This is a genomic window from Rhodococcus sp. KBS0724 (assembly GCF_005938745.2).
Lineage (GTDB): Bacteria > Actinomycetota > Actinomycetes > Mycobacteriales > Mycobacteriaceae > Rhodococcus_F.
The window spans coordinates 557,501-572,500 of sequence record NZ_VCBX02000001.1 but is presented as its reverse complement, the minus strand read 5'-3'; the positions used below and the strand labels follow the sequence as shown (position 1 = coordinate 572,500).

General features: G+C 59.5%; 10 protein-coding genes and 2 rRNA genes (1 of these 12 running past the window's edge). 7 read left to right on the top strand and 5 right to left on the bottom strand.

The annotated features are described in order from the left end of the window. Together FFI94_RS02640 and pdxA are read right to left on the bottom strand one after the other, a co-directional pair. Nucleotides 1-191 carry the 5' end (the start) of a DeoR/GlpR family DNA-binding transcription regulator gene (locus FFI94_RS02640; protein ID WP_138871622.1) on the bottom strand. The gene continues 577 nt to the left of window position 1, outside the view, so 191 of the gene's 768 nt are visible here — the first part of the coding sequence; it begins with the start codon at nt 189-191; its stop codon lies off the left edge, out of view. A 25-nt stretch (nt 192-216) separates the two neighbouring features. Further along, nucleotides 217-2,469, bottom strand: a complete 2,253-nt coding sequence (gene pdxA / locus FFI94_RS02635; protein ID WP_138871621.1) for a 4-hydroxythreonine-4-phosphate dehydrogenase PdxA — start codon at nt 2,467-2,469, stop codon at nt 217-219. A gap of 211 nt (nt 2,470-2,680) precedes the next feature. Between pdxA and FFI94_RS02625 the strand changes: the two genes are divergently transcribed. From FFI94_RS02625 to FFI94_RS02595, 7 genes are read left to right on the top strand one after another with little or no spacing between them, the layout of a single operon-like run. Then, nucleotides 2,681-4,258 carry an ABC transporter substrate-binding protein gene (locus FFI94_RS02625; RefSeq protein ID WP_138871620.1) on the top strand — a complete coding sequence of 526 codons (1,578 nt, stop codon included), beginning with the start codon at nt 2,681-2,683 and terminating at the stop codon, nt 4,256-4,258. Nucleotides 4,259-4,262: 4 nt separating this feature from the next. After that, nucleotides 4,263-5,267, top strand: coding sequence for an ABC transporter permease (locus FFI94_RS02620; protein WP_221937737.1), 1,005 nt, complete (start codon nt 4,263-4,265; stop codon nt 5,265-5,267). Continuing rightward, nucleotides 5,267-6,214: an ABC transporter permease gene (locus FFI94_RS02615; protein ID WP_138871619.1), complete on the top strand. Its 948-nt coding sequence runs from the start codon at nt 5,267-5,269 to the stop codon at nt 6,212-6,214. The genes FFI94_RS02620 and FFI94_RS02615 overlap by 1 nt, the downstream gene beginning before the upstream one ends. A 3-nt stretch (nt 6,215-6,217) precedes the next feature. Then, nucleotides 6,218-7,060, top strand: a complete 843-nt coding sequence (locus FFI94_RS02610; protein ID WP_138871618.1) for an ABC transporter ATP-binding protein — start codon at nt 6,218-6,220, stop codon at nt 7,058-7,060. After that, complete coding sequence (locus tag FFI94_RS02605; RefSeq protein ID WP_138871617.1) at nt 7,057-7,926, top strand: ATP-binding cassette domain-containing protein; 870 nt, start codon at nt 7,057-7,059, stop codon at nt 7,924-7,926. The genes FFI94_RS02610 and FFI94_RS02605 overlap by 4 nt, the downstream gene beginning before the upstream one ends. Next, nucleotides 7,923-8,882 (top strand): aldo/keto reductase, encoded by a 960-nt coding sequence (locus tag FFI94_RS02600; protein ID WP_138871616.1) that lies wholly within the window; start codon nt 7,923-7,925, stop codon nt 8,880-8,882. Before FFI94_RS02605 ends, FFI94_RS02600 begins: the two co-directional genes overlap by 4 nt. A gap of 33 nt (nt 8,883-8,915) precedes the next feature. Then, nucleotides 8,916-9,677 (top strand): HpcH/HpaI aldolase/citrate lyase family protein, encoded by a 762-nt coding sequence (locus tag FFI94_RS02595; RefSeq protein ID WP_138871615.1) that lies wholly within the window; start codon nt 8,916-8,918, stop codon nt 9,675-9,677. Nucleotides 9,678-9,743: 66 nt separating this feature from the next. Here FFI94_RS02595 and FFI94_RS02590 read toward each other — a convergent pair whose 3' ends face one another. The 3 genes from FFI94_RS02590 to FFI94_RS02580 form a co-directional block, all read right to left on the bottom strand. Beyond that, the gene (locus FFI94_RS02590; RefSeq protein ID WP_138871614.1) at nt 9,744-11,168 is read right to left on the bottom strand and encodes an aldehyde dehydrogenase family protein; all 1,425 of its coding nucleotides are present in this window, start codon (nt 11,166-11,168) and stop codon (nt 9,744-9,746) included. A gap of 208 nt (nt 11,169-11,376) precedes the next feature. Next, nucleotides 11,377-11,493: ribosomal RNA gene (gene rrf / locus FFI94_RS02585) — 5S ribosomal RNA — on the bottom strand. Between the two features lie 145 nt (nt 11,494-11,638). Continuing rightward, a 23S ribosomal RNA gene (locus tag FFI94_RS02580) occupies nt 11,639-14,772 on the bottom strand. Nucleotides 14,773-15,000: the final 228 nt, after the last annotated feature.

Sequence of the window (15,000 nt, the reverse complement as noted above, 5' to 3'; positions counted from 1 at the left end):
GGGTTGAGAGCAATCGCGCCGCCGTATGTCCGGGCAATAACCCCCTGCGCAGTCAACTGACTCAGGTCGCGACGGATCGTGGACGCGGTCACCCCGAATTGAGCAGACAAATCCTCGACACTGGCCAGACCGCTGGTGCGCGCGAGCCTCGCAATCTCCGACCGCCTCGCCTCCGACTCTCGGATGGCCATCGCTCCCCCTTCGAAAACTCCGTGCCTACTTGGAAACGAATGTGCTGGTTGCCAATTCGGCTGCCTGCCGCAGCGCCTCGACCATACTACCGGCCTCGGCTATGCCCTTACCTGCGATATCGAAGGCAGTTCCATGGTCTACCGATGTACGAATGACAGGCAAACCGACGGTGATGTTGACACCCGCTTCGATTCCGAGGACCTTGACCGGACCATGCCCCTGATCGTGGTACATCGCGACGATCAAGTCGTAGTCGCCGCGACCGGCCAAGAAGAAGGCAGTATCAGCAGGCAACGGACCGTGCACATCCATGCCCTCTGCTTGAAGTAGTTCGACGGCCGGAATGATCTTCTGTTCTTCCTCCCCGTAGCCGAAGAGCCCGTTCTCCCCGGCGTGCGGATTGATGCCACACACTCCGATCTTCGGCGCCGGATTACCCGTGCGCACCAAAGCTTCGTGACCTCGACGAATAGTCCGCTCGACCAGTCCGGGTTCGATCCGAGCGACTGCGTCGAGGAGTCCGATGTGCGTGGTCACGTGGATAACCTTCAGCTTGGGCGTCGACAGCATCATCGACACTTCCTCGGTGCCAGTCAGGTGCGCGAGCAGTTCCGTATGCCCTGGGAAGATATGGCCTGCCGCGTGTAGGGCCTCCTTGTTCAGGGGCGCAGTGCAGATCGACTGAACCTCGCCGCGAACAGCGAGTTCGCTTGCAACACGGATGTACTGGTACGCGGCATCACCTGCGACGGCAGACAATTCACCCCACGCCAGATCCTCCGGCAGCAGATCGAGGTCGATGACGTTGATTCGTCCGGCCGTGAATTCGGCATCCTTGACCTCGTCGATTGCCACCACGTCGACATCGATACCGAGTACTTCGGCAGCCAGACGTAGGCGTTTCGCGTCGCCGACAACAACCGGGCGGCAACGCTTTCTGGTTTCGTCGTCGAGTAATGCAGGAACAATCACTTCGGGCCCGACGCCGGCGCCGTCCCCCATCGTGACAGCGATCAGCGGCAGTGGTGCGGATTCGATTGGCATTGCGTTGACCTCGTTGTCTGAAGGATTTACCGAACGTGGACTGTGCGGAGCGACGACCGATGCGGGGCGTGAGAGAAACTCCGTGATGGAAAGAAGACTGCGTACATCGCCGAAACTGCCCGGCCGAGTGACTACGTAGCGACCCGTCAGGTCACTGGAAAGCACTGCACCGTATTCGATTTCGCACACCGGTGACAGATGCTCGACGCCCAGTCGATCGAGAACGCTGCGCGCGGTCTCACCGCCGGTAAGGACTAGATCAAGTGGGTATTCGCGACCTACGCGACTCGCATCTACCACCACGATCAATTCAGCCAGAGCAAACACCAAGCGGGCGGCCTCTGCCGGTACGACCGGTCCGCCAACCGAAACGACTACATTTCCGCTGTCGAGGGCTTCCAGAATCGTAGACGGCTCAGCTGAATTCGATAAGAGGTCGGCACTGTTCACGAGCACGTGCCGTACGCCCGAATCCCGAAGCAAGGCCACCTGCTCAGCCGCGGAGACGTCCGCCGTTCCCACCACCGTCAAACTGCTTCGCGAAGCACGAAGTTGCACAGGAGCACCCGGCGATTGCGCTGCACGGCTTCGAGCGACAGCCGCAGTCAGCGCAGCAGTTCCCACAAGCCGGGACTGCGGAACATCTTGCGCTGCAGCCACAATCACGTCGAGATCGGCATCCGTTTCTACGTCGCAGACGGCTACTGATCCGGAATCTGCGATCGCCCCGAGAACTCCCGATAGCTTTCCGGACCGAACGACGACCAGCGATACGTCAGTGGTGGACACTGAATTGCCGAGCACTTCGGCGATCGAACGTGGAGGTTGCATCGCCTCCGCGCGCCACAACGAGGTTGTATGCAACGGAACACCGTCGATCAGTGGGACGCCGTCTCGAATCGTGCGTCCCAACGCAGGGAGCCCAGCAGCAACAATGACCGGCGAGCCGTCGCGTGTAAGTTCTGCAACCTCGGCAGCTACGTTGCCCCGGAGCAGAGAGTCGATCTTCTTCACGACGGCGGAGCCCGAAGCCGAATGGAGAACAGCGCCGACGTCGCGAGCGGCCTGCGCGGGATCGGAACGCCGCGAGTGCAGATCAAAGACGGTCACATCGCTTCCGTCCTGCACGCCGGGGCGGAGCCTGAGCGATACGGCGCTACTGCGGGACAGAAATCCGGCGGCCGATTCCGCGGCCCCGGACAGGTCATCAGCGATTACTACCAGCGGTTTCATCAATTACCTCGACCCCCTTTCGGTCTGAATCGAGTATGCACAGTCTCGCAATTGATGCGCGAAGTACGCAAATGAAGTTACGGGACTTGCGCGAAGTGCGCAACAGTGCCATTGTGAGCTGAGTTACAAGCGAGAGTCCGACACGATTGTGCGCAAACAATCCACTCGGAGCGTCGCCCCCACGCTGCCCGTCAGGATCGAAAGGTCACCGATGACCAATTCTCGTTTGCGAACACCACAGCTCTCCCGGCGCTCCTTCTTGCAGTTCACGGGGCTGATCGGTGGCGCAACGCTTCTGGGTTCGACAGCTGCATGCGCCGGACCCACCGGCAAGCCGACCCAAGACACGCTCGTACTCGGACTCAACCGTTCACTCGTCAGCCTCGACAACAAACTCAACCAATTCGACGCCGCAGTCACGGCCCAGCGAGGTGTCCGGCAAGGTCTCACCCGTATCGGCGACAACCTCACGCCGCAACTGGTTCTTGCCGATCAGTTCGACTCGACCGGCCCCACCGAGTGGACAGTTCGCCTCCGCGAGGGAATCCGCTACTCCGACGGCACCCCCGTCGTCATCGACGACGTCACGACGGCCATGGAGATGTACCAGCAGGTCAGCGGATCGTTTGTCGCCCCTCAATTCCCGGAGTGGCCCACCGTGGTGCCGATCGACGACCGCACATTCATTCTCCGAACAAAATCCCCGGTGCCGGTGCTGGACTCACTCATGTCGAATATCTTGATCACGCCGGCGGCCGCCAACGAACCGAATGAACTGCAGAGCGGAGTCGGTTCCGGCCCGTTCGTCGTCAGCGAATCGAACCGTGGCACCGGCGATTACACGCTGGTCGCCAACGACAACTACTGGGGCCCAGCCCCCGGTGTTCGTCGAGTCCAGGTTCGCTTCATCCCCGAAGAGGCAGGCAGAGTGGTTGCGCTGCGGAGCGGCGAGGTCGACGTCATCGACTCGATCAGCCCCGACTCCGCAGAACAACTGGCGGACCTCCCCGGCGTTCAGGTTGATACCGTGCCGAGTACTCGAATCAACCAGCTGTTCTTCAACTTCCGCAAGCCCGCCGACCATCCACTCTCCAATCCGCGTGTCCGCGAGGCACTGACTTACGCCATCGACGGCGAGTCGCTCGCTCGAGACGTGCTGATCGGATCTGCGGTCCCAGCTACCGGTCCCGCACCTTCGACCTTGGACGGAGCCGTGAAAACCGGCACTTACCAATACGATCCACGGAAAGCCCGACAAATGCTCGAAGCCGAGGGCGCCGACGATCTGGAACTCACCTTCATCTGGGAAACCGGAGAGTTCACCAACGACGTATCGGTGATGGAATCGGTGCTCGAAATGATGAAAGCGGTGGGCGTACGCGTCAAACTGCAACAGTTCGAGCCTGGCGGTGACATCTCGTCCTGGCGTCAGGGCAAGACCGGAGACTGGGATGTCCTTGGCAACGGCTACGGCAACCAGACCGGACTTGCACTGACCACATTGCAGGGCATGTATGCGGGAACCGCCGAGAAGGAAGCAACTCGCGATACCTATCACGGATACGTCTTTCCCGAGATCACCGCGAAAATCCAAGCCGCATCGAGCGAACCGGATCCAGCCAGGCGTGCCGCGCTTCTCGACGCCGCGCAGCAGGACATCTGGAACACATGGCCCTGCCTGTGGAGTTTTGTCCCCAACGCGCTGCTCGCGAAACGCACACGCGTTCAGAATGTTTCACTGACCCCGATCAACTCCTACGATCTCGGCGTCGTCCGATTGGAGGCCTGAGGCGATGACTCTCACCGCTCCGAAACCGCAAACTACGCTCGGGACCTCCCCGCGTCGACGTGTCGCGATGAACCCGACACTCAAATACGTGCTCAAACGCTTGGCACAGAGCGCATTGACGATCTTCCTCACGCTTACAACAGTGTTCGTCCTGATCCGGATGGCTCCGGGCGATCCCGCCTACGCTCTGGCCGGCCCGCTGGCCAGTACCGAAGATCTCGCACAGATCCGGGCTGACATGGGCTTGGACAAGTCGGTGTTCTCCCAGTACCTGATCTACCTGTGGGATCTCCTCCACCTGAATCTCGGCACGTCGTACTCGTTCCAGGCGCCGGCCATGGACGTCGTTCTCGGCAGACTTCCGTACACCATCACCCTGGCCGTCAGCTCCATTCTGCTGACCGCCGTCCTCTCGATTCCGTTGGGCGTATGGATGGCCCGTCATGCGGACACACGACGCGAACTCGGTGCGAACGTCGTCGCAGTCGGCGGACAGTCCATGCCGGAGTTCTGGAGCGGCCTGATGCTGGTCACGATCTTCGCGGTCTTGATCCCGGTGCTCCCTGCCGCCGGATTCACCACGTGGCCGTCGCTGATCCTGCCCACCGTCACTATCGCCATCCTTCAGATCGCGCTGATCTCCCGGATGGTTCGACGCGAAATGGTCTCGGCCTTCGCCTCCCCGTACATCACCGTCGCTCGTTCACGCGGTGTATCGGAACGCGAACTCACGTGGCGATATGCGATGCGTAATTCGGCAATTCCCATCGTCACCGCGCTGGGCACCAGATTTGCCGGCATGCTCAACGGCGTCGTAGTCGTCGAGGTCGTTTTCGCGTGGCCCGGTGTCGGTTCGCTGGTAGTGCGTGCACTCGAGACTCGCGACTACCCCTTGATCCAAGCGACCGTACTCGTCACCGCTGTCCTGGCGGTACTCGTACAACTCGCAGTGGACCTCCTCTATCCCCTCCTGGACCCACGGGTACGCCTCGGAAAGGGCGCCAACTGATGACCACAGTCTTGGAACCTCCCACAACACCGCGACCCAGCGCAGTCACCGAGGCTGATTTCGCTCGCGCCGGAGCCACGCGCCGTAAGCGAGACAGCCGCGTCAAGATCTGGGCCGGCTCGATCTGCGCGCTCGTCGTGATCCTTCCCGTCGCGCTCGCCGGCCTTCTGCCGCTGGCAGATCCGAATCAAACCAACCTGAGCCAGCGGCGGTTACCTCCGCTCAGTGACGGCCACCTGTTCGGCACCGACCAACTCGGACGCGACCTACTCTCGCGAATCCTGCACGGGGGCCAGGTGTCTCTGACGATCGGCATCCTTGCCGTCGTCGTGTCCGGCATCATCGGCGTCGTGGCAGGTTCTGCCGCAGGCTACTTCGGCGGGTGGGTCGACACTGTCATCTCTCGCCTCCTCGAGGCACAGCTGTCCCTGCCGCTGTTGATGATGCTTCTTCTCGTTGTCGCGCTGTTCGGCCCGTCTATCCCCGTCATCACGTTTGTCATCGCGATCGCGCAGTGGCCCGAAGTCGCCCGACTGACCCGTTCCTTGGTGCTCGTCGAACGCGAAAAGCCCTATGTCGCAGCGGCCAGAGTCCTAGGGCTGACTCGCATGGCCATCCTCGTGCGCCACGTAATTCCAAACATCGTCAAGCAAGCATCGCTCGTCGTCCTGTTGCTACTCGCACAGGCCGTCCTGCTGGAAAGCTCGTTGAGCTACCTCGGCGCGGGACCGCAACGTCCGTTCGCAACGTGGGGCCGAATCATCGCCGACGGACAGGACTACATCACCACTTCATGGTGGATCGTGACGCTGACGGGCCTGATGATCGTGCTGCTGGTGGTCGGGGTAAATCTGCTCGGCGACGGCCTGCGTGATCGTCCGGCAGGATCGAAACGACTGGGCGCAAGCCTGTTCAGGCGTGGCGGCGTTCAGAAAGCGAAGGCGTGAGACATGGGAAATCTTCTTCGGGTCGACGATCTCCAGATCGAACTCGTGACCGCAAATGGCGTCATCCGAGCCGTCGACGGGGTGTCCTTCTGCATCGACGCCGGTGAAACCGTCACCATCATCGGCGAATCCGGCTCGGGTAAGTCGACGACGGCCATGGGAATACTCGGACTGCTTCCGGACGATCTTGCCGTCCTTTCCGGGAAGGTCGCGTTCAAAGGCCAGGACATTCTCGGAAACACGAAGATCCTGAACGACATTCGTGGACGACACATCGCTCTCATTCCCCAAGACCCGATGACGGCTCTGAGTCCCGTCCACACCATCGGCAGTCAGCTTCGAGAAGCGGTGCGCCACAGCGGCGTGACCGCGAAGAAACAACAAATCGAGCGGGCTGTGGAACTTCTCGAACAGGTGCGCATCCCGTATCCGGATCAGCAACTCGACAAGTACCCGCATCAACTGTCGGGTGGAATGTTGCAGCGCGTCCTGATCGCCGGCGCACTTGCCGCCGGCCCTGAGCTGATTGTTGCCGACGAGCCCACCAGTGCATTGGACGTCACCGTTCAGGCCGGAATTCTGGATCTACTGCTCGAGTTGCAGGAGCGCACCGGAATCGGAATGCTGGTCATCACCCACGACCTCGGAGTTGCCCGACTCGTATCCGACCGCATCTATGTGATGAAAGACGGACGCTTTGTCGAAACCGGCAGTGCCGACGTCCTCGTCGACACACCACAAAACGCGTACACACAGAAGCTTCTCGACGCCATACCTCACCTGGGACCTTGGGACGGCGACCCCGCCACCGATACGCGTTCACCACAGATCGGAGCCTCGGCATGAGCACGCACAACACTCCGTTGCTTGCCGTCGAAGACCTCGTTGTCGAGTATCCCGTTCCCGACGGAGTTTTCCGAGCCGTCGATACGGTGAGCTTCGCGGTGGAGAAAGGTAAAACCCTCGCCATCGTCGGCGAATCCGGATGCGGCAAGTCCACAATCGCTCGATCGATCGTGCGACTCCTCACACCGACCAGCGGACGCATTCTCGTCGACGGTACCGACATCGCGCAGATGTCGGAGAAATCGCTGCGTCCCTTCCGCTCTCGCGTCCAGATGGTCTTTCAGGATCCGTACGGATCTCTGGACCCCCACCTCACCGCCGAGGACATCATCGGAGAACCACTGCGACTCAAGGGCGTCCGCAGCAAGGCGGAACGCGCCAGAGCGGCAGCCGAACTCGTCGACCGCGTGGGATTACCCAGCTCGGCTTTGCATAGGCGTCCGGCGGAGTTCTCCGGTGGTCAACGTCAACGTATCGGCATTGCCCGTGCGCTTGCCAGCGGGCCCGAGATACTGGTCTGCGACGAAGCAACAAGCGCTCTCGACGTTTCGGTGCAAGCGCAGGTTCTCGAACTCCTGCGTGAAATCCAAGCCGATACCGGCCTGACGTACGTTTTCATCTCACACAACTTGGGCGTTGTCCGAGAAATCAGTGAGACTGTCGTCGTGATGTCGAAGGGCACCATCGTCGAAAGCGGTTCAACAGAAGCAGTTCTCGCCAGCCCACGCGAGCCGTACACCCGCGCACTACGAGGCGCTGCCCTCGATCCCACCACCATGGTCGGGATCAAACCACGCCACGTGGTGGCAGCCCTGTCCAGAAACTTGCTAGCCAAGCAGACCGCACCACAAGGAGTTACCAGATGACCGCACCACTCGAGCTTCCGAAGCTGGTGCTCGGCACCATGACATTCGGAGACACCGTCGACGCAGCGGGAGCGGGCTCGATGCTCGACGCAGCCCTGGACGCCGGTATCTCGCACATCGACACAGCCAACGGATACGCGGGTGGTGAGTCCGAGCGCATGCTGGCGAAACTCCTACATGGACGACGCGATTCCATCACCCTGGCCACCAAAGCCGGAATGCCGCACCCCGATGCCGGTGACAACAGCCCCCTCTCGGCACAGGGGCTCCGCGCAAGCATCGAAGGAAGCCTGCGCAGGCTCGACACCGACTACGTCGACCTGTTCTATCTCCATCAACCCGATCGAACCGTTTCGCTGACCGAAACCCTCACTACCGTCGCCGAACTGGTTGCCGAAGGCAAGATTCGTGCTCTCGGTGTATCCAACTTCGCAGCCTGGCAGATCAGCGAAATCAACTACACCGCAGACACAGTCGGCGCTCCGCGACCAATCGTCGCACAACAGCTCTACAACTTGCTCGCGCGTCGAATCGAAGAAGAATACGCAGAATTCGCGGACGTAACCGGACTGACCACCATGGTCTACAACCCACTCGGCGGTGGACTACTGACCGGGCGTCATACTTTCGAGGAAAACCCCGCCGACGGCCGATTCGGCGACTCCCGCCTCGCGTCGATGTACAAAGAGCGGTACTGGAACACACAGATCTTCGACGCCATCGCGCAACTGTCGACTATCGCCGAACAAGCCGGAATCACTATGACCGAGCTTGCTCTTCGCTGGCTCGTCAGCAAGCCTGCAACCGGGCCGATACTCCTGGGCGGATCGAAGGTCACGCACCTGGAATCCAACATCGCGGCACTCAGCCGAGGCGCCCTCGACAATGCGATCGTCGAAGAATGCGACCAGGTCGGAGCCACATTGCGCGGCCCCATGCCCAACTACAACCGCTGACATCATCCGCCCTTACCAAGAAGGATCCCCGCAATGTCTGCACAGGAATTCGCCGCACGTATCCGCGGACGCGAACGCATCCTCGGATACTGGTCCGTCATCGACAGCCCCATCTCGACCGAATGGATTGCACACGTCGGCTGGGACTACATCGCACTCGACATGCAGCATGGTCTGATCGGTTACTCCGGAATGGTCGCCGGGCTCACCGCCATCGACTCGTCACCCGCCACCGTCGGTATGGTGCGAGTCGAAGCCAACAATCCAACTCCTATCGGGCGAGCACTCGACGCCGGCGCAGTGGGCGTCATAGTTCCACTGATCAACAACGCCGAAGAAGCCGCGGCTGCAGTCGCTGCCGCCAAGTACCCGCCATTCGGCGTTCGCTCCTACGGGCCGATGCGCTCGCAACTCCGGGTCGGCCCCATTCCCGCCGACGCGAACCGCGACACCGTCGTCTTCGCAATGATCGAGACACCGCAGGGCCTCGCCAATGTGGAGGAGATCTGTGCAGTACCCGGATTGGACGGCGTCTATGTCGGTCCGTCCGATCTACGAATTGCCGTCGGCGGCAAGCACTCCAACGATCCGGATGTGTCCGAGGAATTCGAAGCCGCGCTCACTCGGGTTCGCGAAGCAGCTGCCGCGGCAGGCGTTGCCGCCGGTATCCACACGCCAGCCGGGCAGGTAGCGGCGCAGCGTCTCGGCGAGGGCTACACCTTCGCGACCGTTGCTTCCGACCTCACCCACCTGGCAAACGTCTCGGCCCAGCACTTGGAAGCCGCCAAATCCTGATCCTGGCACAGAAATGGCGATGCACCCGCACGGAGAGGTACGGGTGCATCGCCATTTTCAACTTGACTAGCGCTGAATTGCCTTGATCTCGAGGAACTCTTCGAGCCCGAACGTACCCGCCTCACGTCCGATGCCTGACTGCTTGTAACCACCGAACGGGGCATTCGTGTTGAATGCGCCGCCGTTCACCTCGACCTGGCCCGCCCGCAACTGTCGTGCGACGCGATCCGCTCGATCGGGATCACCCGACCAGACACCGCCTGCCAGCCCGTATTCGGTGCCATTGGCGATCCGAACCGCGTCGGCTTCGTCCTTGTAACCCATGATCGACAGGACTGGCCCGAAAATCTCCTCGCGAGCAATCGTCATATCCTCGGTGACGTTGGAGAACACCGTCGGTCCGACAAAATATCCACTGGCCAAACCTGTTTCACGCCCGTCGACAACAGCTGTGGCACCCTCGGCCACACCCTTCTCGATGTATCCGCGAACGCGTCCGAGCTGATTCGCGTTCACCAACGGCCCCAGCACCGAGGTAGGTTGCGTCGGATCTCCTACGGGGAAATGCGCAGCGACCGCGGCCGCAATTGCAGCCGCCTCGTCTACCTTCTCTGCCGGCACCAACATGCGCGTCAGCGCTGAACATGTCTGCCCTGAATTCAGGAAGCACTTTGCGACGCCATCCGTGACGGCCTTTTCGAGGTCCGCGTCGTCCAGAATCACGTTTGCGGACTTCCCACCCAATTCGAGTGAGACCCTCTTGATCGTGTCTGCTGCCACAATGGCAACGCGCTTGCCTGCCCGCGTCGACCCGGTGAAGGAAACCATGTCCACCTCGGGGTGGCCCGCAATTGCCTCACCGACAACCGGACCGTATCCGCTCACGAGGTTGAATACACCTGCGGGCAAACCGATTTCATCAAAAATGTCGGCAAGCGCATACGTAATCAGAGGTGCAACCTCCGTCGGCTTGAGAACAACGGTGCAACCGGCTGCCAAAGCGCCGCCGACCTTCAGAACCACCTGATGCAAGGGAAAGTTCCAGGGCGTGATCGCGCCGACAACGCCGGCCGGCTCACGGACGATCAACGAGTTGCCAACCTCATGAGCATCGAAGTCGTAGGTTCGTGCAAGTTCCGCGAACGCGTTCAGGTTCGCGAGCGGCATACCGATCTGTACGGGCTTCGCAAAACCCAGCGGCATACCCATGTCCTGAGACACCAGCGCAGCGAGTTCGTCGATACGCTCGGCAATCAGCGACGCAGCTTTGGACAGGTACTCGGCGCGCTCGGCACCGGTCAACGCCGACCACTCGGGAAAAGCCTTGCGCGCCGCAACAGCTGCGACGTCGACGTCGTCTGCGGTTCCTTCTGCGACCTGAGCGATTACTTCCTCAGTCGCGGGATTCAGCACATCGATACGGCCGCTACCTGCCGATTCGATCCAGGATCCGTCGACATAAATTTTGGTGCGGTCGAGAATATCGGTCATCGAAGCCTCCATAGTCATCACGCATGCATAGGTGAGGGCCCGCGCTCTCGCGCCGGGAACCTCCTCCGAGCCTAACCACGCGCGGCACGTTCCGTGGCAGGTTCAATGCCTGCGCGAACTGCAACTGGTGAGCTTGGTACCGAGTACCGGTTTTGGGGTGAAACGAGAAAGCCCCCCAACAATGTTGGGGGGCTCTCTCGTAAATTGTGTTCGGCGGTGTCCTACTCTCCCACACCCTGTCGAGTGCAGTACCATCGGCGCTGAAGGGCTTAGCTTCCGGGTTCGGAATGGGACCGGGCGTTTCCCCTTCGCTATGACCGCCGTAACTCTATGAAACTGTCACAGTAACTTTCCTATGATCCAGATCCTCCACACACCCACCAACAAGAATTGTTGGTGAATGATGGATGATCGAAATCAAGGTATCTGTGTGTTGTTTCAGATACCGCACAGTGGACGCGTAGCTTCTTTGTGGTAAGTCCTCGGCCTATTAGTACCAGTCACCTGCATACATTACTGTACTTCCAGTTCTGGCCTATCAACCCGGTGGTCTGCCGGGGGCCTTACCCCCTCGAGGGGGTGAGAAACCTCATCTTGGAACAGGCTTCCCGCTTAGATGCTTTCAGCGGTTATCCCTTCCGAACGTAGCTAACCAGCGGTGCTCCTGGCGGAACAACTGGCACACCAGAGGTTCGTCCGTCCCGGTCCTCTCGTACTAGGGACAGCCTTCCTCAAGTTTCTTACGCGCGCGGCGGATAGAGACCGAACTGTCTCACGACGTTCTAAACCCAGCTCGCGTGCCGCTTTAATGGGCGAACAGCCCAACCCTTGGGACCTACTCCAGCCCCAGGATGCGACGAGCCGACATCGAGGTGCCAAACCATCCCGTCGATATGGACTCTTGGGGAAGATCAGCCTGTTATCCCCGGGGTACCTTTTATCCGTTGAGCGACACCGCTTCCACTTGCCGGTGCCGGATCACTAGTCCCGACTTTCGTCCCTGCTCGACCTGTCAGTCTCACAGTCAAGCTCCCTTGTGCACTTGCACTCGACACCTGATTGCCAACCAGGCTGAGGGAACCTTTGGGCGCCTCCGTTACATTTTGGGAGGCAACCGCCCCAGTTAAACTACCCACCAGGCACTGTCCCTGAACCAGATCATGGTCCGAGGTTAGAGGTCCAATTCGATCAGAGTGGTATTTCAACAACGACTCCACGATAACTGGCGTCACCGTTTCACAGTCTCCCACCTATCCTACACAAACCGAACCGAACACCAATACCAAGCTGTAGTGAAGGTCCCGGGGTCTTTTCGTCCTGCCGCGCGTAACGAGCATCTTTACTCGTAATGCAATTTCGCCGAGTCTACGGTTGAGACAGCTGAGAAGTCGTTACGCCATTCGTGCAGGTCGGAACTTACCCGACAAGGAATTTCGCTACCTTAGGATGGTTATAGTTACCACCGCCGTTTACTGGGGCTTAAATTCTCAGCTTCGCTCCGAAGAACTAACCGGTCCTCTTAACCTTCCAGCACCGGGCAGGCGTCAGTCCGTATACATCGTCTTACGACTTCGCACGGACCTGTGTTTTTAGTAAACAGTCGCTTCTCACTGGTCTCTGCGGCCCCACCCAGCTCAGACAGTAAATGTCGTCACCAGACAGGGCCCCCCTTCTCCCGAAGTTACGGGGGCATTTTGCCGAGTTCCTTAACCATAGTTATCTCGATCGCCTTAGTATTCTCTACCTGACCACCTGTGTCGGTTTGGGGTACGGGCCGTGTGAAAGCTCGCTAGAGGCTTTTCTCGGCAGCATAGGATCACTGAATTCGCCTCAATCGGCTACGCATCACGTCTCAGGCTTATATGCGACCCGGATTTGCCTAGGTCACGCCCTACACGCTTACACCGGTATTACCACTGACCGGCCCAGCTACCTTCCTGCGTCACCCCATCGCTTGGCTACTACCAGATCAGGTCCCGTGCATCCACCAACTCGAGACCCGAAGGTCTTCTCGTGGCTTCAGGACGGTTAGTATCACTGATTCACCATGGGCGCGTTCACACGGGTACGGGAATATCAACCCGTTGTCCATCGGCTACGCCTGTCGGCCTCGTCTTAGGTCCCGACTCACCCTGGGCGGATTAACCTGGCCCAGGAACCCTTGGTCATTCGGCGGACGAGTTTCTCACTCGTCTTTCGCTACTCATGCCTGCATTCTCACTCGTGTGGCCTCCACGGCTAGGTCACCCTGCCGCTTCCATGGCCACACGACGCTCCCCTACCCATCCACACACCTGCCAGAAAATCCTTGGATCAACTGGGGGCTATTGCGTGAATGCCGCAGCTTCGGTGGTGTACTTGAGCCCCGCTACATTGTCGGCGCAGGATCACTTGACCAGTGAGCTATTACGCACTCTTTCAAGGGTGGCTGCTTCTAAGCCAACCTCCTGGTTGTCTTCGCGACCCCACATCCTTTTCCACTTAGTACACGCTTAGGGACCTTAGCTGGCGATCTGGGCTGTTTCCCTCTCGACTACGAACCTTATCGCCCGCAGTCTCACTGCCGCGCTCTCACTCACCGGCATTCGGAGTTTGGCTGATTTCGGTAAGCTTGTGGGCCCCCTAGACCATCCAGTAGCTCTACCTCCGGTGAGAAACACGCGACGCTGCACCTAAATGCATTTCGGGGAGAACCAGCTATCACGGAGTTTGATTGGCCTTTCACCCCTACCCACAACTCATCCCCTCAGTTTTCAACCTAAGTGGGTTCGGTCCTCCACGACGTCTTACCGTCGCTTCAACCTGGCCATGGGTAGATCACTCCGCTTCGGGTCTAGAGCATGCCACTACGATCGCCCTATTCGGACTCGCTTTCGCTACGGCTACCCCACACGGGTTAACCTCGCGACATGCCACTAACTCGCAGGCTCATTCTTCAAAAGGCACGCCATCACCCCCCACACCGAAGTGTGCAAAGGCTCTGACGGATTGTAAGCGCACGGTTTCAGGTACTATTTCACTCCCCTCCCGGGGTACTTTTCACCTTTCCCTCACGGTACTAGTCCGCTATCGGTCACCAGGGAGTATTCAGGCTTATCGGGTGGTCCCGACAGATTCACACCAGATTTCACGGGCCCGGTGCTACTTGGGTTTCCATTACAACAGTCACAAAGTTTTCGTGTACGGGATTCTCACCCTCTACGACAGGCCGTTCCAGACCACTTCCACTAACCTCATGATTTTTTACTGTTGGCCAACACGGCAGTATTGACAAAATGAACCCCACAACCCCACGAATGCAACACCTGCCGGCTATCACACACCCATGGTTTAGCCTCTTCCGCTTTCGCTCGCCACTACTCACGGAATCACGGTTGTTTTCTCTTCCTGTGGGTACTGAGATGTTTCACTTCCCCACGTTCCCTCCACACGCCCTATATATTCAGGCGCGGGTAACACGACATCACTCGTGCTGGGTTTCCCCATTCGGACATCCTCGGATCACAGCTCGGTTGACAGCTCCCCGAGGCTTATCGCAGCCTCCTACGTCCTTCATCGGCTCCTGGTGCCAAGGCATCCACCGTACGCTCTTCATTACTTACAACAAAGATGCTCGCGTCCACTGTGCAGTTCTCAAACAACACACAAACAACCACCTCACGCAGACACCAACAAAAACATTCTCACGAATAAATTCTTGCGGTTTGACCTGCAGCAGTTATTTGTCGTTACTTCCTTCGAGGAAACACTCACGTGTTCTCTCAGGACCCAACAGTATGTCGATATATTGCACTCGCCGGCCGGTCATGTGACCTGCCGTAATGCGAGGAAG

What these genes read in the sequence shown, in the direction of transcription:
- pdxA (WP_138871621.1), bottom strand. Translation starts at nt 2,469, where the DNA reads ATGAAACCGCTGGTAGTAATCGCTGATGACCTGTCCGGGGCCGCGGAA.
- FFI94_RS02625 (WP_138871620.1), top strand. Translation starts at nt 2,681, where the DNA reads ATGACCAATTCTCGTTTGCGAACACCACAGCTCTCCCGGCGCTCCTTC.
- FFI94_RS02620 (WP_221937737.1), top strand. Translation starts at nt 4,263, where the DNA reads ATGACTCTCACCGCTCCGAAACCGCAAACTACGCTCGGGACCTCCCCG.
- FFI94_RS02615 (WP_138871619.1), top strand. Translation starts at nt 5,267, where the DNA reads ATGACCACAGTCTTGGAACCTCCCACAACACCGCGACCCAGCGCAGTC.
- FFI94_RS02610 (WP_138871618.1), top strand. Translation starts at nt 6,218, where the DNA reads ATGGGAAATCTTCTTCGGGTCGACGATCTCCAGATCGAACTCGTGACC.
- FFI94_RS02605 (WP_138871617.1), top strand. Translation starts at nt 7,057, where the DNA reads ATGAGCACGCACAACACTCCGTTGCTTGCCGTCGAAGACCTCGTTGTC.
- FFI94_RS02600 (WP_138871616.1), top strand. Translation starts at nt 7,923, where the DNA reads ATGACCGCACCACTCGAGCTTCCGAAGCTGGTGCTCGGCACCATGACA.
- FFI94_RS02595 (WP_138871615.1), top strand. Translation starts at nt 8,916, where the DNA reads ATGTCTGCACAGGAATTCGCCGCACGTATCCGCGGACGCGAACGCATC.
- FFI94_RS02590 (WP_138871614.1), bottom strand. Translation starts at nt 11,168, where the DNA reads ATGACCGATATTCTCGACCGCACCAAAATTTATGTCGACGGATCCTGG.